Source organism: Martinezella sp. CNPSo 3959, assembly GCF_057784355.1.
Genome location: NZ_JBXSOV010000001.1, coordinates 1,505,168 through 1,526,487, shown reverse-complemented (window position 1 = coordinate 1,526,487; position 21,320 = coordinate 1,505,168). Strand labels below are relative to the sequence as shown.

The 21,320-nt window shown below is 61.0% G+C and carries 19 protein-coding genes; 10 read left to right on the top strand and 9 right to left on the bottom strand.

Features of this window, described 5'->3' with window-relative positions:
* Positions 1 to 35 precede the first annotated feature (35 nt).
* From AC13RE_RS07570 to AC13RE_RS07555, 4 genes are all read left to right on the top strand, one after another.
* A complete protein-coding gene (locus AC13RE_RS07570; protein ID WP_041677669.1) occupies positions 36 to 260 on the top strand; it encodes an aa3-type cytochrome c oxidase subunit IV in 225 nt (74 codons plus the stop codon).
* Positions 261 to 370: 110 nt separating this feature from the next.
* Entirely contained in the window at positions 371 to 1,534 is a 1,164-nt protein-coding gene (locus tag AC13RE_RS07565) for a Re/Si-specific NAD(P)(+) transhydrogenase subunit alpha (RefSeq protein ID WP_488562469.1), read from the top strand.
* 1 nt (position 1,535) lies between these two features.
* The gene (locus AC13RE_RS07560) at positions 1,536 to 1,934 is read left to right on the top strand and encodes an NAD(P) transhydrogenase subunit alpha part 2 (protein WP_488562468.1); all 399 of its coding nucleotides are present in this window, start codon (positions 1,536 to 1,538) and stop codon (positions 1,932 to 1,934) included.
* 10 nt (positions 1,935 to 1,944) lie between these two features.
* Positions 1,945 to 3,339, top strand: coding sequence for an NAD(P)(+) transhydrogenase (Re/Si-specific) subunit beta (locus AC13RE_RS07555; protein ID WP_132717729.1), 1,395 nt, complete (start codon positions 1,945 to 1,947; stop codon positions 3,337 to 3,339).
* A gap of 138 nt (positions 3,340 to 3,477) precedes the next feature.
* Here the strand turns inward: AC13RE_RS07555 and AC13RE_RS07550 are convergent, their stop codons facing one another.
* The 4 genes from AC13RE_RS07550 to rpsU form a co-directional block, all read right to left on the bottom strand.
* Positions 3,478 to 5,133, bottom strand: coding sequence for a sensor histidine kinase (locus tag AC13RE_RS07550; RefSeq protein WP_132717565.1), 1,656 nt, complete (start codon positions 5,131 to 5,133; stop codon positions 3,478 to 3,480).
* Positions 5,134 to 5,384: 251 nt separating this feature from the next.
* Positions 5,385 to 6,455, bottom strand: coding sequence for an NAD(P)/FAD-dependent oxidoreductase (locus AC13RE_RS07545; protein WP_488562467.1), 1,071 nt, complete (start codon positions 6,453 to 6,455; stop codon positions 5,385 to 5,387).
* Positions 6,456 to 6,621: 166 nt separating this feature from the next.
* On the bottom strand, positions 6,622 to 7,497 hold the full coding sequence (locus AC13RE_RS07540; RefSeq protein WP_488562466.1) for a tetratricopeptide repeat protein: 876 nt from the start codon (positions 7,495 to 7,497) through the stop codon (positions 6,622 to 6,624).
* Positions 7,498 to 7,635: 138 nt separating this feature from the next.
* On the bottom strand, positions 7,636 to 7,848 hold the full coding sequence (rpsU, locus tag AC13RE_RS07535) for a 30S ribosomal protein S21 (protein ID WP_004117638.1): 213 nt from the start codon (positions 7,846 to 7,848) through the stop codon (positions 7,636 to 7,638).
* 163 nt (positions 7,849 to 8,011) lie between these two features.
* On the opposite strand from rpsU, the gene AC13RE_RS07530 reads away from it, so the two are divergent.
* The 6 genes from AC13RE_RS07530 to AC13RE_RS07505 all read left to right on the top strand — a co-directional run bounded on the left by AC13RE_RS07530 (position 8,012) and on the right by AC13RE_RS07505 (position 14,220).
* A complete protein-coding gene (locus AC13RE_RS07530) occupies positions 8,012 to 8,470 on the top strand; it encodes a hypothetical protein (protein WP_488562465.1) in 459 nt (152 codons plus the stop codon).
* Positions 8,471 to 8,632: 162 nt separating this feature from the next.
* On the top strand, positions 8,633 to 9,886 hold the full coding sequence (locus AC13RE_RS07525) for a sarcosine oxidase subunit beta family protein (protein WP_113230790.1): 1,254 nt from the start codon (positions 8,633 to 8,635) through the stop codon (positions 9,884 to 9,886).
* The gene (locus AC13RE_RS07520) at positions 9,886 to 10,305 is read left to right on the top strand and encodes a hypothetical protein (RefSeq protein ID WP_488562464.1); all 420 of its coding nucleotides are present in this window, start codon (positions 9,886 to 9,888) and stop codon (positions 10,303 to 10,305) included. Before AC13RE_RS07525 ends, AC13RE_RS07520 begins: the two co-directional genes overlap by 1 nt.
* Positions 10,306 to 10,320: 15 nt before the next feature.
* Entirely contained in the window at positions 10,321 to 10,686 is a 366-nt protein-coding gene (locus AC13RE_RS07515; RefSeq protein ID WP_015341124.1) for a sarcosine oxidase subunit delta, read from the top strand.
* Positions 10,683 to 13,679: a sarcosine oxidase subunit alpha gene (locus AC13RE_RS07510; protein WP_488562463.1), complete on the top strand. Its 2,997-nt coding sequence runs from the start codon at positions 10,683 to 10,685 to the stop codon at positions 13,677 to 13,679. Before AC13RE_RS07515 ends, AC13RE_RS07510 begins: the two co-directional genes overlap by 4 nt.
* Entirely contained in the window at positions 13,672 to 14,220 is a 549-nt protein-coding gene (locus AC13RE_RS07505) for a sarcosine oxidase subunit gamma (protein WP_488562462.1), read from the top strand. Before AC13RE_RS07510 ends, AC13RE_RS07505 begins: the two co-directional genes overlap by 8 nt.
* Here AC13RE_RS07505 and AC13RE_RS07500 read toward each other — a convergent pair.
* From AC13RE_RS07500 to glgC, 5 genes are all read right to left on the bottom strand, one after another.
* Entirely contained in the window at positions 14,217 to 14,705 is a 489-nt protein-coding gene (locus AC13RE_RS07500) for a MaoC family dehydratase (protein ID WP_488562557.1), read from the bottom strand. The two genes, AC13RE_RS07505 and AC13RE_RS07500, sit on opposite strands and share 4 nt — an antisense overlap.
* Before the next feature lie 67 nt (positions 14,706 to 14,772).
* Complete coding sequence (gene glgX, locus AC13RE_RS07495) at positions 14,773 to 16,743, bottom strand: glycogen debranching protein GlgX (RefSeq protein ID WP_488562461.1); 1,971 nt, start codon at positions 16,741 to 16,743, stop codon at positions 14,773 to 14,775.
* Between the two features lie 212 nt (positions 16,744 to 16,955).
* Positions 16,956 to 18,584, bottom strand: coding sequence for an alpha-D-glucose phosphate-specific phosphoglucomutase (locus AC13RE_RS07490; protein ID WP_488562460.1), 1,629 nt, complete (start codon positions 18,582 to 18,584; stop codon positions 16,956 to 16,958).
* Positions 18,585 to 18,588: 4 nt separating this feature from the next.
* Positions 18,589 to 20,031 carry a glycogen synthase GlgA gene (gene glgA / locus AC13RE_RS07485; RefSeq protein ID WP_488562459.1) on the bottom strand — a complete coding sequence of 481 codons (1,443 nt, stop codon included), beginning with the start codon at positions 20,029 to 20,031 and terminating at the stop codon, positions 18,589 to 18,591.
* A gap of 3 nt (positions 20,032 to 20,034) precedes the next feature.
* A complete protein-coding gene (gene glgC / locus AC13RE_RS07480; protein WP_132717553.1) occupies positions 20,035 to 21,297 on the bottom strand; it encodes a glucose-1-phosphate adenylyltransferase in 1,263 nt (420 codons plus the stop codon).
* Positions 21,298 to 21,320: the final 23 nt, after the last annotated feature.

Below are 21,320 nucleotides of genomic sequence, written 5' to 3'. Positions count from 1 at the left end.
TCTGTCTGGGGAGAGGATTGAGGGGAGATTTCTGAATGGCCGAACATCACACTGGACCTGCTGAAGTGGGTGCTCCCATGGACTACAAGGAGCACGAGAAGACCTACAATCTTTTCATCTCGGGCGCCAAAGTTGGGTCTGCGATCGTTGCGGCCCTGTTGATCGCCATGGCGGCCGGTTTCTTCGGTCATGCCGGCTTTCTCGGCGGCGTCCTGATATTCATCGTTCTGACCATCGCCAGCGTCGTCCTGTTGCGCTGATATAACAGCGCTGACAGATGGCGGGCCGATCTCCCGCGCTTTCCCATGATTCTGCAGGCTACAGCGCCGCCGCATGCAGGAGCGGCGCCGTCTGATGCGAGGTGTCGTCGTTGAGCAATCTGGTTTTCGTGGCCAAGGAAAGCGTGGCGGAGGAGACGCGTGTTGCGGCGTCCGTCGAGACGGTAAAGAAGATGAGGAGCCTCGGTTTCGATGTCGTGATCGAGGCTGGTGCGGGTGTTTTGTCGCGCATCCCGGATGCCGAATATGAAGCTGCCGGAGCCCGCATCGGCTCCGTCAAGGATGCCAAGGCGGCGGATGTCGTGCTCAAGGTCCGGCGGCCGACGACCAGAGAAATCGCCGGCTACAAGAGCGGCGCGATCATTATCGCTATCATGGATCCCTATGGCAATGAGGCAGCGCTTGCCGCGATGGCGCGCGCGGGGTTGACGGGTTTCGCTATGGAGTTGATGCCGCGCATCACCCGTGCGCAGTCGATGGACGTCCTGTCGTCGCAGGCAAACCTCGCCGGCTATCAAGCCGTCATCGAGGCCGCAGCCGTCTATGATCGGGCGCTGCCGATGATGATGACGGCGGCGGGGACGGTGCCGGCGGCGAAAGTGTTCATCATGGGGGCAGGGGTTGCCGGCCTGCAGGCGATCGCGACCGCGCGGCGTCTCGGCGCACAGGTCTCGGCGACCGATGTTCGTCCGGCTGCGAAGGAACAGGTCGCCTCGCTCGGAGCAAAATTCATTGCCGTCGAGGACGAGGAATTCAAGGCGGCGGAGACCGCCGGCGGCTATGCCAAGGAAATGTCGAAGGAGTATCAAGCCAAGCAGGCTGCTCTCGTTGCCGATCATATCGCCAAACAGGACATTATCATCACCACGGCGCTGATCCCCGGCCGGCCGGCGCCGCGCCTCATCAGCCGCGACATGCTGAAGGCGATGCGCCCAGGTGCGGTTGCCGTCGATCTCGCGGTCGAGCGCGGTGGCAATATCGAGGGCGCCGAGTATGGCAAGGTCGCCGAGGTCGAAGGCGTCCGGGTGGTCGGCTATCCCAACATGGCCGGCCGGATCGCGGCCAGCGCATCGGCTCTCTATGCGAAGAACCTCGTGACTTTTCTGGAGACGATGGTCGACAAGGATACGAAGAGCCTCGCCGTCAACCGGACCGATGAACTGATCAAGGCGACGATGCTGACCGATGGCGGCGAGGTCGTGAACCCGAACTTCGTCGACCCCGACCAGCCGACGATCAAGAAGGGAGATCTCTGAGATGGCCAGTCAAGCGATGGACCAGGCACTGCAGCAACTGCATGATGCCGTTAACGCCGTCACTTCAGCCGCAGCGCAGGCCCCGGAGACTGTGAGCGCGGCAACAGGTGGGGCAATCGATCCCTTCGTCTTCCAGTTCGCGATTTTCGTGCTGGCGATCTTCGTCGGCTACTATGTCGTATGGTCGGTGACGCCGGCCCTGCATACGCCGCTGATGGCGGTGACGAACGCCATCTCCTCGGTCATCGTCGTCGGTGCGCTGCTGGCCGTGGGCATCTCCGCGAGCGGTCTCGCCACCGGCTTCGGTTTCGTGGCGCTGGTTCTCGTTTCGGTCAATATCGTCGGCGGCTTCCTTGTCACCCAGCGCATGCTGGCGATGTACAAGAAGAAGGACAAGTGAGAGCGGCATGCTGAGCAATATCGCGGCTTTCCTCTATCTCGTCTCCGGTGTGCTCTTCATCCTGGCGCTGCGCGGCCTGTCGCATCCGGCCACCAGCCGGCGCGGCAATCTCTACGGCATGATCGGCATGGGCATTGCCATCGCCACCACGCTAGTGCTGGCGACGCCATCCTTCGGCGGCTTCGTGCTGATCATCCTTGGCCTTGCCATCGGCGGCGGAGCGGGTGCCTATATCGCGCGCGTCATTCCGATGACCTCGATGCCGCAGCTCGTGGCAGGTTTCCATTCGCTGGTCGGTCTTGCGGCTGTCCTCGTCGCCGCTTCGGCGCTCTATACGCCATCCTCTTTCGGTATCGGCGAGATCGGGTACATTCACACCGAGGCTCGCATCGAGATGGCGATCGGTGTCGCGATCGGCGCGCTCACATTCACCGGTTCGATCATCGCCTTCCTGAAACTCGACGGGCGCATGTCCGGCAAGCCGATCCTGCTGCCGAACCGGCATGTCATCAATGCTGCTCTGCTCGTACTCATCGTGTTCTTCATCATCAGCCTGGCGGCGAGCGAGAGCCATTTCGCTTTCTGGGCTGTCGTGCTGCTGTCGCTGGCGCTCGGCGTACTTTTGATCGTGCCGATCGGCGGCGCCGATATGCCCGTTGTCGTGTCGATGCTGAACTCCTATTCCGGCTGGGCCGCCGCCGGCATCGGCTTCACGCTCGGCAATCTCGCGCTCATCATCACCGGCGCGCTTGTGGGATCCTCGGGTGCGATCTTGTCCTACATCATGTGCAAGGGCATGAACCGCTCCTTCATCTCAGTCATTCTCGGTGGTTTTGGCGGCGAGACGGCCTCGGGCGGAGCTGATAATTCCGACAAGACCGTGAAGCTCGGCTCGGCCGAGGATGCCGCCTACCTGATGGCGAATGCCTCCAAGGTCATCATCGTGCCCGGCTACGGCATGGCGGTGGCGCAGGCCCAGCATGCGCTGCGCGAAATGGCTGACAGGCTGAAGGCACATGGCGTCGAGGTCAAATATGCCATTCATCCCGTTGCCGGCCGCATGCCGGGCCATATGAACGTGCTGCTCGCCGAAGCCAACGTACCCTATGATGAAGTCTTCGAGCTCGAGGACATCAATTCGGAATTCGCTCAGGCCGATGTCGCCTACGTCATCGGCGCCAACGACGTCACCAATCCGGCGGCGCGCGACGACAAGACCTCGCCGATCTACGGCATGCCGATCCTCGATGTCGACAAGGCGAAGACCTGCCTTTTCGTCAAGCGTTCGCTGGGCTCCGGCTATGCCGGCATCGACAACACGCTGTTCTATAAGGATGGCACGATGATGCTTCTGGGCGACGCCAAGAAGGTGACCGAGGACATCGTCAAGGCAATGAACGAGTAAGCTGCCGCTGCACCCGCAAGGGCGGTGTTTCCTCTCTTAGAGCAACTCTGCTTTTCTTCGAATCGCGAAAACGCTCTATCTTCTTGTTTTACGCCGTTCCGGACGCAAAATCGCTTCGCACTTTTGCTGGAACTGCTCTTAGGTCCTTTGACGCTCCATCATGTTGCGCGGTGCAGTCAGTATCCAGACAAGTCCGGCCGGACGGAAATCGACCTCGACATGACCGCTGAAGGATGCCGCGGCATGCGTTTTCGTGACGGTCGTGCCGAAGCCGGTCACGCTGGGCGGTTTGACTTTGGGACCGCCGGTTTCGCTCCAGGCGAAGCGGATCATGGTGCCGGTTTCAGCAACTTCGTTCGTCCATTCGATGGTGATCTTGCCGTCTGGTGCGGAAAGCGCGCCATATTTGACCGAATTGGTGGCAAGCTCGTGCAGGATCAGGCCGAGATTCTGCACCGCTTCCGGCTTCAAGAGGAAGTCGTTGCCGAGGACGTCGAGCTGCTGAGGTCCCTGCAGGAAGGTCGCTAGATGAATGTCGATCACGCGGCGCAGCGACACGCCGGACCATTGTTCGCTGGTCAGGACCTCGATCGAGCGTGCCAGGCCTTCCAGGCGGTCGGCGACCGCCCGCTGGAAGGTATCGACGCTATCCGTCTGCCGTGCGAGCTGGCGTGTCATCGCCTGGGCGAGTGCCAACAGATTCTTGGTGCGGTGGACAAGCTCGTGCATGACGAAATGCAGCCGATCCTCCGTGACGCTGCGGTCGAAGGATGCGTTGGAAAGCGCAATGGCCACCTGGTTTGCCTCGATAACGCTGGTGTCAACTGGCGACACGATTTCGCCTCGACCCATGCGGTCTGCCATGTCGGCTATGCTCTGGATGGTCGTGCGCACCTGGCGCGCCAGCGCATAGACGGCGATCAGCGCGATCAGCAGCAGCGTCACCCCGCCATAGATCAGGAATCGCCAGGTGCTCATCAGCGACTGCTGTGCGGACGCGATCGGTCCCCAAACGACGGCTTTCCATGACCAGCCGGAGATTTGCGCATAGCCGAGCACCGCATTCGGGAGGGTCTTTTCATCCTGGTAGACACCGCTGGATGCGATCAGTTTCGGCAGAATATCCTTGTTGAACGTGTCTCCCGGAGCAAGGGTCGTCGGGCCGCCAGCGGCAACGACATGGCCGGATTTATCCACAACCGCTGCGGACCAGCCGGGCGGCAGGGCTTGCGTCGTCACGAGCTTGGCGAGCTCGTCGGCATCCTGGGTGACAGCCAAAGCGGCGCCGGCTGGCGAATGTTCGAGGGGCAGGGTGACGTTATAGACCCAGCGGCGGGCGTTGGTCCCCATGAAGACGTCGGATGCCTCGATGCGGCCGGAGTTCAGCGCCGATTGCAGCGCTGCAATGTTACCGGTCTTGCCGAGCGGTTTTCCAAACGGCCAGCGGGTATTCAGCCGAAGCTGGCCATCCTTTTCCATGAGCAGCACGAAGAGCGAATCGGTGCGCAGGACCGTTTCCGTGCGGGCGAAGAAGGTGGCAATGTCGTTGCGTTCGAGTTCCGGCGAGGAAGACAGGAGACGCAATGTCGTCGCCATGTCCTGCAATTGGCGATCGATGACGCGCGAAAGCGCCTGCGCATCCTGAACGGTGTCCCCCTTCAGCACATCGCGCTCATTATTTTCGAGCTGAACCAGAAGCAGCGCGACGAAGGCGAGAATGGGCAAGGCAATCGCCAGAGCGATGGCGATCAGATAGGCACCAATCGACGCTTTCGGAAAATGCGGCTTTCTCATGAAGCGATCAACCGATCGTGCCTCGATGAGGATATGACGCGCCGGCAAACGCAAATAGAATGGTATTGGTCATCATGCCAAGCGCCCCCGTGCCCCGATCCGAGCTACATGCTCCAGAAGCGCCATGTTAGGGCTCGGTAATTTTCCTTGCAACATCTGAAAAGTCATTATTGCGAAATCGTAAGCGATCTCGGGTATTTACGACTGTGGCAACGCATCCCTGCAGTTGCGCTGACCGCCTCATTCTCAAGCTAGGAAAAGCGAGAGAGCCGGAACGGCGCAAGCTCGTGCGCTTCGCTGCCATCGACGATTTCCTGCGCCGCGAGCTGGCCGACGAGCGGTGCGAGCGTAACGCCGGAGTGCAGAACTGCGAAGTAGAGGCCGGGTGCCCCACCGATATTGCCGAGGACCGGCAGGCCGTCCTTCGGCGTCGGGCGGTAGCCGAGGGTGTGGAAGTCGAGCTCCAGCGCCTCGCCGCCTTTCAATGTTGCTCTGACCTTGGCGAAGAGCGCATCGGCAGCCGCTTGAGGATTATCGCCGGGATCGGTGCCGCCGAAGTCGCCGCCGGCTATGATTCGTCCTTCCGCCGTTTGGCGCAGATGCAGTTCCGGTGCCATCACCAAGCCGTTCAACATTTTCCCTACGGGTTGGGAATGGACGATGAGCCCCGGAGGTGTTTCAAGCGGCACAAGAATATCCGCCGAGGCGGCAAGCGCTGCCGTGCCTGCACCGGCAGCCAGAACGACATGATCGGCGTGCATCGGCCCTTCGCTCGTTTCGATGCCGACGACCCGCTCGCCCTGCCTCAGCAGACCTTTGACTTCGACACTGGATGACAGGATCGCCCCCCGACGGCGGGCATCTTCCAGCAGCAGTTTGGCGGCGGCAACGGGTTCGACCGCGCCTTCTTCCGCGACGTGCAGAGCATAGTCGGGTGGATTGGCCAGATTCGGTTCGAGCATCGCACTCGTCGCCCGGTTGACCGGCTGTATGCCATAGCCCCAGCCATGGTGCTGCGCCGCATAGGCATCCAGCTCCGGCTCGGGAAGATCCCAGCTGAGGCCACCGCACCAAGATAGAGGGATGTCAGGCAGATCAGCCTTCAGTCTCGACCACTCTGTCATCGAGCGATGACGGACACGGAAGTAGAATTCCGGATTGCCCCAGCTGGCATTGATCCAGGCGAAGGAGTTCGGGGTGGCAACGCCGCCGATCTGCTGTGCGACCACCGTTACCGACGCGCCCCTGCGGCTCAGATGCCAGGCGATGGAAGCGCCGATGATGCCGGCGCCGATGACGATGATTTTCTGCGGGGAGGGCATGTCTTTGTCTCGCTTGAACGGATGAGCCCGAGACTACAGCACGTCGCGCAAAAGTGTGCAGTGGTTTTGCAATAACGACATGCGCAAAATCGAAGACCAGGGCAAAGAAAAGCCGCCGGGCAGGGATTGCCGGCGGCTGGATATCTTTACTGCGATATGCCCCGTCTCAGGCGCCGGCGCCGACACGTGCCAGACCGTCTCTGGCCGGCTGATAGTTGGGATCGAGGTTAACCGCATGCTGATAGGAGCGGCGGGCCTTCGCCTTGTCGCCTTTTCGCTCATAGACGAATGCCTGGTTTGCCCAGGATTCGGCGAGCTTGTTGTTCAGCTCGATCGCATGGTTGAAATCGGCAAACGCGTTGTCGTCGTCGTTCTGCGCAAGATAGGAGATGCCGCGGCTGTTGTAAGGCTCCGGCGAGTTCGGCGACAGCGAGATCGCCTTGGAGAAATCGTCGATCGCCTTATCCTGCTGATTGCGCTTCTGGTAGATCACACCTCGGCCGTTATAGGCGCGGCCATCCGTCGTCCCGAGGCTGATGGCCTTCGAATAATCGTTGAAGGCGTCGTTGTCGCGGCCGGACTGACGGTAGAGGTTGCCGCGGCCGATATAGGCGACGTCGTAGTTCGAGTTGATCTGCAGCGCCGCATTATAGTCCGCGACCGCTTCCGGCAGCTTGCCCATGTTGCGATAGATGAGCGCGCGGTTGGCATAGGCCTGGTAGAATTTCGGATTGAGCTGGAGCGCCTGATTGAAATCGGCAAGAGCGCGATTGAAATCGCCGCCGCGGCCATAGGCTGTGCCGCGCACATTGTAGCCTTCCGGATCCTGCGGATTGGCATTGATGACTGACGTCAGCGAGGCGATATTTTCGGACGAGCCCTGAGCCTTGTCGATCTGGATCACATTATCGGTCGTAGCCGTCTGGCAGCCGGAAAGGCTGATCGCGGCAAGTATCGCCAAAGCAGGCAGCACCGCGGCGCGCTTCGAAACGGGTAAAGAGAGGTTCGAAGTGCGGAACTTTACGGAAGTCGTCATTGCCATTATCGGGTTCGCTTTCTCCATGCGTCATATCAGGCTGTTCTGATTTAATCCGATTTGCGTAGAGAATAAATCAAAAAGGCGGCGGCGAACGACTCGCCCCCGCCACACATGCATCTGAAAACGTCGAAAAAACGGCGATTACTTGGCAACAAGGCCTTCGCGCTGAGCGCGCTTGCGAGCAAGCTTGCGAACGCGACGAACAGCTTCAGCCTTCTCGCGAGCACGCTTCTGCGACGGCTTTTCATAGTAGTCGCGCATCTTCATTTCGCGGAAAATACCTTCGCGCTGCATCTTCTTCTTGAGAGCGCGGAGAGCCTGGTCGACATTGTTATCGCGGACAAGTACCTGCACGAGAATCACGTTCCTTTGGTTTGGTTGATGCCAGCGGCGACGGCAGCGCCAGGAGGCAAAAATATAACGTTCGCGCGGCCACGGCCTTGCGATTGGGAGGCGGGATAGCAGATCGGTTTGTCAAAGTCTAGCCAGATCGTGAGTTTGCAGAGGAAAAAGCTAGTTGTCGAGGGCTGAATTGAGCCGGCGATACCTGCTGCGCTTTCACGAAGGCGCTTGGAAGAGGGATTGGCAGATCCCGATCTTTGCGGCACTGACATGCTTGTGTGAGCATTTCGGATCAGAATCATTCGCGAGCTGCGCGGGATTCGAGCAGTCGTCCGAAACGAGAGGGAATCACTTTATGCAATCGCATCGCTTTGTCGCTGTTGGGAAAGCGCTTGCTGCGCTCGCGCTCAACCTTGTAGTACTGACTGCGGTGTTTGCGCCTGCCACAGCCGGCGAAGTGCGTTTTGGTAAGAATGTGCGCATCGGTGGCCATGATTTTTCCAATCAGACCTACGACAGCAAACATCGTGCGAGAATTTATCTCTACAATGGAAAGCCGCGAAAAGAGGGATGCGTCTGGCGCAAGGACGGTCATGGCGGGCGCGTGAAGGTCTGCCATCTGCAGCGCAAATAATCGGCTAAGAGGTCGTAAGCGGGGCAGGCGGGAAGGCGGCAATTTTAACCGTGTCGAAAGACGGTGCTGAATGCGTCGCAAAAGAGCCGTTGTGTCGGTTTTGGATTTGCGATTTGTATGCCCCATAAAGATGGGCGTCCTGCCTGAAGGAGTTGAGGGCGAATGCGTAAATACTCGGTTTTTGCCGTGGCACGGGAAGCGATGCGGGCTCACAAGGGCTGGGAGGCTCAATGGACCTCGCCGGAGCCGCGCAAGGAGTATGACGTCATCATCGTCGGCGCCGGCGGTCATGGCCTGGGTGCGGCCTACTATCTCGCCAAGGAGCACGGCATCACCAATGTCGCGGTGATCGAAAAGGGCTGGCTCGGCGGCGGCAATACCGGCCGTAACACGACCATCATCCGCTCGAACTATCTCTATGAAGAGAGCATGCACATCTACGAGCATTCGATGAAGCTCTGGGAAGGGCTGTCTCAGGATCTCAATTACAATGTCATGTATTCGCCGCGCGGCGTGATGATGCTGTCGCACAATGTGCATGATCAGCAGTCCTTCAAGCGGCATATCCATGCCAACCGTCTCTATGGCATCGACAATGAATGGCTGACGCCCGAGCAGGCTAAGGCTTATTGCCCGCCGCTCGATATTTCGAAGACGGCGCGCTATCCGATCAACGGCGCTGCCCTGCAGCGTCGCGGCGGCACGGCGCGTCACGATGCGGTCGCCTGGGGCTTTGCGCGCGCCGCTTCCGATCGCGGCGTCCACATCATCCAGAATTGCGAAGTGACCGGCATTCGCCGCGGGCCTGATGGCCGTGTGACCGGCGTCGATACGAGCAAGGGCTTCATCGGCGCCAAGAAGGTCGGCGTTTCCGCAGCCGGGCATACCACCGTCGTCATGCAGATGGCCGGCGTGCGCGTGCCTTTGCAATCGAGCCCGCTGCAGGCGCTCGTCTCCGAACCGCTGAAGCCGATCTTCCCCTGCGTCGTCATGTCGAACACGGTGCACGCCTATATCTCGCAGTCCGACAAGGGCGAGCTCGTCATCGGCGCCGGCACGGATCAATATAATTCATACAGTCAGACGGGCGGCCTGCAGATCATCACCCATACGCTGGATGCGATTTGCGAACTGTTCCCGATGTTCCGTCGCGTGAAGATGATGCGCTCCTGGGGTGGCATCGTCGACAATACGCCGGATCGTTCGGCAATCCAGTCGAAGACGCCGGTACCCGGGCTCTATGTGAATTGCGGCTGGGGCACCGGTGGTTTCAAGGCGACGCCGGGTTCGGCCAATCTTTTTGCCCATCTGATTGCCCGCGACGAGCCGCATAAGTTCAATGCCGGCCTGACGCTGGATCGCTTCCGCACTGGCCGTCTGATCGATGAGGCGGCGGCAGCCGCCGTGGCACACTGATGTCGGCCGCGGTCGGGATCGTTCTTGCCGCAGGGCTTTCCCTGCCGGTCGGAGCGGTCACGACCGAAGTCAGCGATCTTATTCCGGGGGTCAAGGATTTTCGCATGCAGGTGATCCACAAGGCAAAGGATGAGGCCGACTGGCCCTTCGTGGCCGAAAGCGGTGTGATTGCCTGCGCCAAGGTCTTGAACACGCCGGCGGTCTATTTCGTGCCGGACCAGACGCCCGAAGCGACCAGGGCGTTTGCGATCGACACCGATCTGCTGGGCATGAGCCTGGTCAATCTGGGGATGACCAATGTGCTGAAGCCCTATGGATCGCTGGAGGCGCTGCTGAAGCGCATAACACCTTTCGTCATCATGGGGCGGCAGCTTTGCGCGCAGCCTCCCGGCACAAGCCTTACAGGCTCCGAGCTTTAACACAGGTAGAAAACAATGCTGCTGATTTACTGCCCCTATTGCGAGGAAGAGCGTTCGGAACTCGAATTCCGCAACGCCGGCGACGCGCATATCGTGCGGCCGGCCAATATTGCCGGGATCTCGGACGAGGAATTCGAGGAATATTTCTTCCTGCGCGACAACCCGAAGGGGCTAATCTTCGAGCGCTGGCGGCACATCCATGGCTGCGGCCGCTTCTTCAATGCGGCGCGCGATACGGTGAGCGATCACTTCTACCGAACCTACAAGGCCGGCGAACCGAAGCCGGATCCGGCGACGCTCAAGCCCGGCGCGGCCGAACCGGTGACGCAGCAACAGAACGAACAAGAAAAGACGGCACCAACAGAGGGATTTGCTGAATGAGCGGCGCCAATCGTATCGCGGGCAAGGGACGTCTGACGCCTGCCAGAACCGCTCGCTTCACTTTTGACGGCAAGACCTATACCGCGCTCGAAGGCGATACTGTCGCCTCGGCGCTGCTTGCCAACGGCGTTCATCTCGTCGGCCGGTCCTTCAAGTATCACCGCCCGCGCGGTATCCTCTCGGCTGGAGCCGAAGAGCCGAACGCACTGCTCGACATCTCGCGCGATGCGGCGCGGCGACAGCCGAACGTACGTGCCAGCGTGCAGGAAGTTTTCGACGGCATGAAGGCTCAGTCGCAGAACCGCTGGCCGTCGCTCGCCTTCGATATCGGTGGCGTCAACAATCTGATGTCGCCCTTCTTTGCCGCCGGCTTCTACTACAAGACCTTCATGTGGCCGAAGTCGGCCTGGAAGCATATTTACGAGCCCTTCATCCGCCGTGCTGCCGGCCTCGGCGTTGCGCCGACGGAAGAGGATCCGGATCACTATGCCGGCCGTTACGCCCATTGCGACGTTCTGGTCGTCGGTGCCGGCGTCGCCGGTCTTTCCGCGGCGCTCGCGGCGGCTGAAACCGGCGCCAAGGTCATCCTCTGTGACGAACAGCCGGAGGTTGGCGGCGCGCTCCGCTTCGATACCGGCATCAAGATCGATGGCGCCGAAGGGTACGAGTGGGCGCAGGCTACCGTCGCCAAGCTCAAGGCGATGCCGAATGTCCAGGTGCTGACCCGCACGACCGCCTTCGGCTATTACAACCATAATTTCTTCGGCCTTGCCGAACGCGTGACCGACCATCTGGCCAAACCCGGCCGCGACTTGCCGCGCGAGCGCCTATGGCAGGTCCGCGCCAAGCGCGCCATCCTGGCGACAGGCGCGATCGAACGCCACATGGTGTTTCCGAACAACGATCGTCCGGGCATCATGCTCGCTTCGGCGGCGCGTGCCTATCTCAACCACTATGGCGTCGCCGTCGGAGCGAAGATCGGCATCTACACGGCGCATGATTCGGCCTATGAGGCCGCCTTCGATCTGAAGCGCGCCGGCGTTTCCATCGCTGTCATCGTCGACAGCCGTGCGCGTCCGGGCGAGGCGGTTCTCGCCGAAGCAAAGCGGCTCGGCATCGAGGTGCTGACCGACTATGCCGTCGTCGATACATCAGGCAAGCTGCGCGTCGCCTCCATGACCGTCTCGCGCAACGGCAGCTCCGCAACCCGCAAGATCCCGGTGGATGCCCTGCTGGTTTCGGCGGGCTGGACGCCCTCCGTTCATCTCTTTTCGCAATCGCGCGGCAAGCTGAAATTCGATACCGAGAAGCAGCGCTTCCTGCCGGGTACCTATGTTCAGGATTGCCTTTCGGTCGGCGCCTGCAACGGCACGGATGGGCTGCAAGCCGCGATCGAGGAATCGCTTGCCGCCGGTGAGCTGATGGCACGTGCCACGGGCAGCACCAATGGTGGTGAGAAGATTCAGCTCCAGGCCGAGCAGGCATTCGAATGGACAGGCGGCATGATCGGTGCTGCCGAAGGTGCGGGACCGGATACGAATGCCAAGGCTTTCGTCGATTTCCAGCACGATGTCTGCGCCAAGGATATTCGTCTTGCCGTGCGCGAGGGCATGCATTCCATCGAGCATATCAAGCGCTTCACCACCAACGGCATGGCGTCCGACCAGGGCAAACTATCCAACATGCATGGCCTGGCAATTGCCGCCGAAATGCTCGGCAAGGATATTCCGCAGGTCGGTCTCACCACCTTCCGTGCGCCCTATACGCCCGTTACCTACGGCACGCTGATCAGCCATTCGCGCGGCGCACTCTTCGATCCCGCCCGCAAGACGCCGATGCATGCCTGGGAAGAGGCGCATGGCGCGATCTTCGAGGATGTCGGCAATTGGAAGCGCGCCTGGTTCTATCCGCGTGCCGGCGAGACCATGCATCAGGCCGTCAATCGCGAATGCCGTACGGCGCGCGAAGTGGCCGGCGTGTTCGATGCCTCCACCCTCGGCAAGATCGAAGTGGTCGGGCCGGATGCGGCGGAATTCCTGAACCTCCTCTACACCAACGCCTGGGATACGCTGAAGCCCGGCCGCTGCCGCTACGGCATCATGACCCGCGAGGACGGCTTCGTCTATGACGATGGCGTCGTCGGGCGCCTTGCCGAGGATCGCTTCCATGTGACGACCACGACGGGCGGTGCGCCGCGCGTGCTGCATCATATGGAAGACTATCTGCAGACCGAGTTCCCGCACCTGAAGGTGTGGCTGACCTCGACCACCGAGCAATGGGCTGTTATCGCCGTGCAGGGTCCGAAGGCACGCGAGATCATCGAGCCGCTCGTCGAGGGTCAGGATCTTTCCAACGAGGCCTTCCCGCATATGAGCGTGGCCGAGTGCAAGGTCTGCGGCGTGCCGGCCCGGCTGTTCCGCGTCTCCTTCACCGGTGAAGTCGGCTACGAAATCAACGTGCCGGCCGACTATGGCCAGTCGGTCTGGGAAGCCGTCTGGGCTCGTGCTGAGCCGCTGGGCGCCTGCGCCTACGGAACAGAGACCATGCACGTGCTGCGCGCCGAGAAGGGCTATATCATCGTCGGCCAGGATACCGACGGTACGGTGACACCTGACGATGCCGGCCTTGCCTGGGCCGTTTCCAAGAAGAAGACCGATTTCGTCGGTATTCGCGGCCTGAAACGGCAGGATCTGGTCAAGGAAGGCCGCAAGCAGCTCGTCGGTCTCGTCACCCGCGATCCGAAGGTGGTGCTGGAGGAGGGCGCACAGATCGTTGCCGATCCGAATGAGCCGAAACCGATGACCATGCTCGGCCATGTCACCTCTTCCTATTGGTCCGAAAATCTCGGCCGCTCCATCGCCTTCGCGCTGGTTGCCGGCGGGCGCGAGCGCATGGGCAAGACGCTCTATGTGCCGATGCCCGACAAGACGATTGCCGTCGAGGTGACGGATCTGGTGTTCTTTGACAAGGAAGGAGGCCGGATCAATGGCTGATCTCGCTACCCGCAAACTGCCGCTCGCCGGCCGCCACGGCGGTTCCTCGACCGTCCGGCTGACGCCAGCTGCTCCTGCAAGCCGCATTTCGCTGCGCGCGCCTGCGGATTTAGTCCATGGTCTTTCGCAGGCACTCGGCCTTCAGCTACCGATCCGCCCGAAGACCTCGGCCAGTGCCAATGGCCGTCATGCCCTGTGGCTCGGCCCGGACGAATGGCTCGTTATCGATGAAAACGGTGCCGAACTGGTCGGCGTGGCTGCGTCGTCCGGCGTGCTGCATTCGGCGACCGATGTCTCACATCGCAATACCGCGGTCATCATCTCCGGTCCCGGCGCGGAAGCAACGCTTGCCGCCGGCTGCCCGCAGGATGTTTCGCTGAGCGCATTCCCCGTCGGCGCTTGCTCGCGCACGCTGCTCGGCAAGGCGGAAGTGGTGATCTTGCGGCTCGACGAGGAGACATTCCGCGTCGAGGTCTGGCGCTCCTTCTCCGATTATGCCTTCGGTCTTCTGGCCGAAGGTGCGGAGGATGCGGGCCTTTAAGCCTCTTCGGGCCGATCCTTCGGGTCGAACTGCGATATGGTCGTCCATGTCGCAGTCAGCGCCGGTTTGCGCTCGTTTTCGATCTCGACAGTCACATCATAGGTCAGCATCAGCATATTGGCGCCGCGCAGCCGGGTTTCGGCGAGCGTAAAACGGCCGCGCACCCGCGCTCCGCACTTGACCGGCGACATGAAGCGGATCTTCTCGAAGCCGTAGTTGATGCCCAAGATCTGTTCGCGGATCTTCGGCAATGCGCTGTAGTTCATCGCCGAGAGCAGCGAGAGTGTCAGGAAGCCGTGGGCAATCGTGCCGCCATAGGGCGTTTCCGCCTTGGCGCGCTCGGGATCGACGTGGATGAATTGGTGATCGAGCGTCGCATCGGCAAAGGTGTCGATCATCGTCTGGTCGACGGCAATCCAGTCGGAGACGCCGATCTCCGTTCCCACCAATTTCATGATCTCAACAAGCGAAATTTCGCCGGGCATGCCATCCTCGTCAGTCTGTGTCGTCAAAACCCTTTCTGGCGAATCGAGACTGAAAGTGCAACCGCGATCAGTTTTCCAGAAGGAATGCGACAGAGCGGGCGGGTATGGTGATTTGCCCGCCGGCTAGGGTTTTGCCTGCCGTCGTCAGCTGGGACCAGCCGCCGCTTTCGGAAACCGGCAATGCAACGGCGCGTTCGTCTGCGGCGCGATTGAAGACCAGGGCGAGCCGCGTCGAGCGGTCCGTCGCACGATCCTCTGTCTGTAGCGCCATGCCGAGCACGGCCGCTCCCGGCGCCTCCCAATCCGGTACCGTCATCGGCGTCCCTGCGCTTGAGAACCAAAGCACGTCGCCATCGCCGCGGAAGAAATTCATGTCGCCAAAGGCCGTGAAGCGGCGGCGGAGGCCGGCAAGCCAGGCGGTATGGCCGATCAGTTCCTCGTCCAGCAGCTTCCAGTCCACCCAGGTGATGGCGTTGTCCTGGCAATAGGCATTGTTGTTGCCCTGCTGGCTGCGTCCGCCTTCATCGCCCGCGGTCAGCATGATCGTGCCGCGTGTGGCAAAAAGCGTCGACAGCATGGCCTCGATATCGGCGCGGCGCTTGGATTGGATCGCCTGATCGTCCGTTTTCCCCTCGATGCCGTTGTTCCAGGAGAAGTTTTCGTTGTGGCCGTCGCGATTGTTCTCGCCATTGGCCTCATTGTGCTTGTTCTCGTAGGAAACGAGATCCATCAGCGTGAAGCCGTCATGGGCGGCGAGGAAGTTGACGCTGCGCGTCTGCGTGCGCCCATCACGACCGAAGATGGAGGAGGAGCCGGCAAGGATCGTTGCCAGAGCGCCGATGCCGGCATCGCCGCGCCAGAAGCGGCGAAGGTCGTCGCGGGCGCGGTCGTTCCATTCGAGGAAAGGTGCTGGGAAATTCCCGAGCTGATAGCCGCCGGGGCCGATGTCCCAGGGTTCGGCGATCATGATGCGATCCTGCAGCACTTCGTCCGCCAGCATGGTGCGGAGCGTCATGCTTTCCGGATCGAAGCCCTTGCCGTTGCGTCCCAGCACGGTGGCGAGATCGAAGCGGAAGCCGTCGATGCCGGCATTGCGGACAAAATGGGTGAGGCTGTCGATAATGAGCTTTCGCGTTGCCGGTTGATCGCAGGCGACGGTGTTTCCCGTGCCGGTATCGTTGACCAGCGTTCCAGGCTGGTCCGGCAGGTGGCGGAAATAAGTGGGGTTGTCGAGGCCCCGCAAGGATAGCGTCGGGCCCTGGCGGTCGCTCTCGCCGGTATGATTGAAGACGAGATCGACGATGACCGCGATGCCTTCGGCGTGAAGGGCAGCGACCGTCTCACGCAATTCCTTCATGCCGCCGGGCACAAGACGCGGGTCGAGCGCCATGAAGGCGACCGGATTGTAGCCCCAGCCATTGGTGAGGCCGAGCGGCGGCAGATGTCGTTCGTCGATCCATGCGGTGATCGGCATCAACTCGACGGCGTTCACCTGCAGGCGCTTGAGATGCGCGATGATGGAGGGATGGGCGAGGGCGCCGAGCGTGCCGCGCTGCTTCGCCGGCACGTCGGGATGCAGCATGGTGAAGGGCTTTACCGCGATTTCGTAGATCAGGCCACCCGGCTGAAACAAAGGCTTGGTTCGCTTTACCGCGATATCGCGCGAGACGATCGCCTTGGGCATCAGATCCTGCGTGTCCGTGCCGAAGATGCCGAGGCGCGGATCATAGCGAAACGGCCGGTCTATTTCCTTAGCGTAGGAGTCGACCAGCAGTTTGGAGGGGTCGAACCACAGGCCTTGGTCGGGATAGTATGAACCATGGGCTCGCAGGCCGTAGCGCGTGCCTTCCCCGGCATCTCTAACAAAGAGTCGATGCTCATCGCCGTCGCGTGCGAGCGGAAGCCGCGCGATTTCCTTGTGGCCCTCACCGTCGAACAGACAGAGGTCTATTTGCTCGGCATGCCTGGAATAGACGGCAAATTCAACACCCGAGTCGGTGAGGGTCGCGCCAAGGCTGCGGGTTGTCGGTTCTGACATGTCTCGCGGGCTTTCCGGATCGCTGGAGATTGTTCCCTCTCCCCGCCTGCCGGGAGAAGGCTAGGGTGAGGGGCAGAGCGTTCGGCATATTATGCAGTCGCGGTGAATTTCGAGAAGGCCCCTCATCCGACCAGTCGCTGCTTCACTTCGTTCAGCTGCTCCTGGCCACCTTCTCCCCGCATTGCGGGGAGAAGGAGCTTAAAACCTAAAACTCAGGTAATCACAGTCGGCGCGTCACGGCCGGTGCGGCCCTTGATGTCGGCGATTTCCTGGGCAGCCGTGATGAGATCGGCCAGCGCTTCCTGGGTCTCGATATTGTGACGGGTCGGATCGGGCTCGTAACGCTCGATATAGACGCGCAGCGTGGCGCCGGTGGTGCCGGTGCCGGAGAGGCGGAAGACCACGCGGGAGCCGCCTTCGAAGAGGATGCGGATGCCCTGATGCTGGCTGACCGACTTGTCGACCGGGTCGTGGTACGCGAAGTCGTCGGCGGCGGAAACGGTGAGATCGCCGATTTTCGTGCCCGGCAGGGTCGGCAGCTTTTCGCGCAGCGCTGCAATCAGGCCGTTGGCAGCGTCTGTGTCGACACCTTCATAATCGTGGCGGGAATAATAGTTGCGGCCATAGGTGGCCCAATGCTGCGTCACGATATCGATGACGCTCTCGCCGCGTACGGCCAGGATGTTCAGCCAGAGCAGCACGGCCCAGAGGCCATCCTTTTCGCGAACGTGGTTCGAGCCGGTGCCGGAGCTTTCCTCGCCACAGATCGTTGCCATGCCCGCGTCGAGCAGATTGCCGAAGAACTTCCAGCCGGTCGGCGTTTCGTAGATGCCGACGCCGCGTTTTTCGGCAACGCGATCGGCCGCGCCGCTTGTTGGCATCGAACGGGCGATACCGGCAATGCCATGCGAATAGCCGGGAGCGAGGTTGGCGTTGGCCGCCAGGATCGCCAGGCTGTCGGACGGGGTGACGTAGATGCCCTTGCCGATGATGAGATTGCGGTCGCCGTCGCCGTCCGATGCTGCGCCGAAATCGGGCGCATCGTCGCTCATCATGTCGTCGTAGAGCTCCTTGCAGTAGACAAGGTTCGGGTCCGGGTGATGACCGCCGAAATCCGGCAGCGGCAGGAAGTTGCGCACCGATCCGTCCGGGGCGCCGAGGCGTATCTCGAAGATTTCCTTGGCATAAGGGCCGGTGACGGCACTCATCGCGTCGAAGCTCAGGCGGAAGCCGAGGCTGATCAGGTTGCGGATCGCGCCGAAATCAAACAGCTCCTCCATGAGAGCCGCATAGTCTTCGACGGGGTCGATGACCGAGACGATCATGCCGCCGACATCCTCGCGGGCAATGCGGTCGAGGTTGATGTCCGGGAAGTCGGCGATCTTGTAGCTGTCGATCACCCTGGAGCGCTCATAGATGGCGTCGGTGATCTTTTCGGGCGCTGGGCCGCCATTGCTGATGTTGTATTTGATGCCGAAGTCTTCGGTCGGACCACCGGGATTGTGGCTGGCCGACAGGATAATGCCGCCGAACGCCTTGTATTTGCGGATGATATTGGAAGCTGCGGGCGTCGAGAGGATGCCGCCCTTGCCGACCATCACCTTGCCGAAACCGTTCGCAGCGGCCATTTTGATGGCCTTCTGGATGACTTCGCGATTGTAGTAGCGGCCGTCGCCGCCGATGACCAGGCACTTGCCCTGATAGCCTTCGAGCGAATCGAAAATCGACTGGATGAAGTTTTCCGCGTAGTTCGGCTGCTGGAATACGGGAACCTTCTTTCGCAAGCCCGAAGTGCCGGGTTTCTGATCCGTGTAGGGGGTGGTCGGTACGGTTTTAATCATCGGGTTAAGCGCCTCTCGAGACTAGACTGGAGTAGAGAGCGACATAGCGTTCTGCGCTCCTGCCCCAGGATACGTCGGATTTCATGCCCTGCTTTTGCATCTGCGTCCAGACCTTTCGATCCTGGAAGAGGTGCATTGCGCGGCGCATGGCCTGCAACAGCCCCTCCGCGGTGACGGGTGAAAATTGAATGCCGGTCGCGACTTTTGCCTGCAGCGCGGCGTGGTTGGCGTCGATAATCGTATCGTTCAGCCCGCCCGTTCGCGCAACGATCGGCAGGCAGCCATAGCGTAAGCCATAAAGCTGCGTGAGACCACAGGGTTCGAAACGCGAGGGGATGATAATCGCGTCACAGCCGGCCTGCATCAGATGCGACATGGGCTCGTTGTAGCCGGCCGAAACGCCGACACGGCCGCGATGACGACCGGCTGCGGCAAAGAGCGCCCCCTCCAGCGCCGCGTCGCCTGCGCCGAGAATTGCGAGCTTGCCGCCCATGTGAACGATCTCGCTCGCAACCTCTGCCAGAATATCCATGCCCTTCTGCCAGGTGAGGCGGCTGACGACGCAGAAGATCGGACCATCATCCTCGTCGAGGCCGAAATGCTCGACGACCCGATGGCGGTTGATGGCGCGATCCTTCAGCGTCGCCGCGCTATAGGTTTGCGCGATCATCGGATCGGTCGCCGGATTCCAGATGTCGTCGTCGATGCCGTTGACGATGCCGTAGAGATTGTAGGCCTTGCTGGCGATGACACCTTCGAGGCCCATGCCGAATTCCGGGGTCAGGATTTCCTCGGCATAGGAAGGGCTGACGGTGGTCAGGGCATGTGCCGTCTGCAGCCCGCCTTTCAGGAAGCCGACATCGCCGTAATATTCAATGCCTTCCACCGAGAAAGCATGTGCCGGCAGACGAAGGCCGGGGAAGATATCGGCGCCGAACTGGCCCTGGAATGCGATGTTATGGATGGTGAGAACGCTCGGTAATTCCGGCGTCGGATAATAGCGCATATAGACCGGCACCAGCGCCGACTGCCAATCATGCGCATGAACGAGATCCGGCCGCCAGCCGGGCAGGAGACCAGCTGCAATTTCCGCGCCGGCCAGCGACAGCGCGGCGAAACGCCGCCAATTGTCGGGATAGTCCTTGCCTGTCGCATCGACATAGGGGCCGCCGGTGCGGCTATAATAGGCCGGTGCGTCGAGCACGAGGAAGGAAATGTCCGCGTGCTCGACTTCTAGAATGGTGGCTGCCTCGCCAAGAAGATCCGGAAGCTCCAGACGGGTAACCGGATCGCGAATGGCTTTCATGACCGCAGGATAGCCTGGGATGAGGGTCTTGGTTTCGACGCCATAGGGCTTCAGTGCAATAGGCAGGGCGCCGACCACATCGGCCAGACCCCCTGTCTTGATCAAGGGGAAGACTTCGGACGAAACCGAGAGAACCTTCATAGGTTACAGATCCAGCTTGTCGATCATCGATTGGGTAATGAGGCAGATGCCGCTTTCCGTGCGGCGCCAGCGTTTGGCATCCAGTTCCGGATCTTCACCGACCACCAGACCTTCGGGAATGGTCACGCCATGGTCGATGACAACATTCTTGAGTTGTGCCCGGCGGCCAACCTTGACGCTCGGCAACACGACCGCACCTTCCAGCTTGGAGTAGGAATTGGCGCGCACGCCGGTAAAGAGCAGGCTGTTGTAGAGGCTGGCACCGGAAATGATGCAATCGCCGGCAACGACGGAGGAAACTGCCGAACCGCGGCGGTCTTCATCGTCATGGACGAATTTGGCCGGTGGGCTGATTTCCGCATAAGTCCAGATCGGCCAGGACTTGTCGTAGATGTCGAGTTCCGGCACCACGGCGGTCAGGTCGATATTGGCCTGCCAATAAGCATCGATCGTGCCGACATCGCGCCAGTATGCTTCGCGCTCGAAATCGGAGCGGACGCAGGATTGGGCGAAGCGGTGGGCCACGGCTTTGCCGTTCTTGACGATGTAGGGGATGATGTCTTTGCCGAAGTCGCGGCTGGAATTAGGGTCGGCCGCATCGCGCTTCAGGCATTCGATCAGGAATTTCGTGTGGAAGACGTAGATGCCCATCGAGGCAAGTGCAAAATCGGGATTGCCGGGGATGCCCGGCGGATCGGCCGGCTTCTCGACGAAATCTATGATCCGGTCCTTGTCATCGACATGCATGACGCCGAAGCCGACAGCCTCCATGCGCGGCACTTCCAGGCAGCCGATGGTGACGTCTGCACCGGAATCGACGTGCTGCTGCAGCATCCATTCGTAGTCCATCTTGTAAATATGGTCGCCTGCGAGGATGACCATATATTCCGGACCGTAAGGCTCGATGATGTCGATGTTCTGGTAGACGGCGTCCGCGGTGCCTTCATACCATTGCGTTTCCGAGACGCGCTGCGAGGCCGGCAGGATATCGAAGCTTTCGTTTCGCTCTGGGCGGAAGAAGTTCCAGCCGCGCTGCATGTGGCGGATCAGCGAGTGCGCTTTATACTGCGTCGCGACGCCGATGCGGCGGATGCCGGAATTGAGCGCGTTTGACAGCGCAAAATCGATGATCCGGGTCTTGCCGCCGAAATAGACGGCTGGCTTGGCACGACGGTCGGTCAGTTCTTTCAGGCGGCTGCCTCGTCCGCCGGCAAGAACGTAGGCCATGGCATCGCGCGCCAGCGGCTGGAAACGTTTTTCTACCATTTTATTCCTCCCTGTCCGTAGTG

Bases quoted from the DNA above. Each gene is read 5' to 3' on its own strand.
- AC13RE_RS07515 (WP_015341124.1), top strand. From the start codon at position 10,321: ATGCTGCTGATTTACTGCCCCTATTGCGAGGAAGAGCGTTCGGAACTC.
- AC13RE_RS07490 (WP_488562460.1), bottom strand. From the start codon at position 18,584: ATGATTAAAACCGTACCGACCACCCCCTACACGGATCAGAAACCCGGC.
- AC13RE_RS07520 (WP_488562464.1), top strand. From the start codon at position 9,886: ATGTCGGCCGCGGTCGGGATCGTTCTTGCCGCAGGGCTTTCCCTGCCG.
- AC13RE_RS07505 (WP_488562462.1), top strand. From the start codon at position 13,672: ATGGCTGATCTCGCTACCCGCAAACTGCCGCTCGCCGGCCGCCACGGC.
- AC13RE_RS07540 (WP_488562466.1), bottom strand. From the start codon at position 7,497: ATGGCAATGACGACTTCCGTAAAGTTCCGCACTTCGAACCTCTCTTTA.
- AC13RE_RS07500 (WP_488562557.1), bottom strand. From the start codon at position 14,705: ATGCCCGGCGAAATTTCGCTTGTTGAGATCATGAAATTGGTGGGAACG.
- AC13RE_RS07510 (WP_488562463.1), top strand. From the start codon at position 10,683: ATGAGCGGCGCCAATCGTATCGCGGGCAAGGGACGTCTGACGCCTGCC.
- glgX (WP_488562461.1), bottom strand. From the start codon at position 16,743: ATGTCAGAACCGACAACCCGCAGCCTTGGCGCGACCCTCACCGACTCG.
- glgC (WP_132717553.1), bottom strand. From the start codon at position 21,297: ATGGTAGAAAAACGTTTCCAGCCGCTGGCGCGCGATGCCATGGCCTAC.
- glgA (WP_488562459.1), bottom strand. From the start codon at position 20,031: ATGAAGGTTCTCTCGGTTTCGTCCGAAGTCTTCCCCTTGATCAAGACA.
- AC13RE_RS07560 (WP_488562468.1), top strand. From the start codon at position 1,536: ATGGCCAGTCAAGCGATGGACCAGGCACTGCAGCAACTGCATGATGCC.
- AC13RE_RS07545 (WP_488562467.1), bottom strand. From the start codon at position 6,455: ATGCCCTCCCCGCAGAAAATCATCGTCATCGGCGCCGGCATCATCGGC.
- AC13RE_RS07525 (WP_113230790.1), top strand. From the start codon at position 8,633: ATGCGTAAATACTCGGTTTTTGCCGTGGCACGGGAAGCGATGCGGGCT.
- AC13RE_RS07550 (WP_132717565.1), bottom strand. From the start codon at position 5,133: ATGAGAAAGCCGCATTTTCCGAAAGCGTCGATTGGTGCCTATCTGATC.
- AC13RE_RS07570 (WP_041677669.1), top strand. From the start codon at position 36: ATGGCCGAACATCACACTGGACCTGCTGAAGTGGGTGCTCCCATGGAC.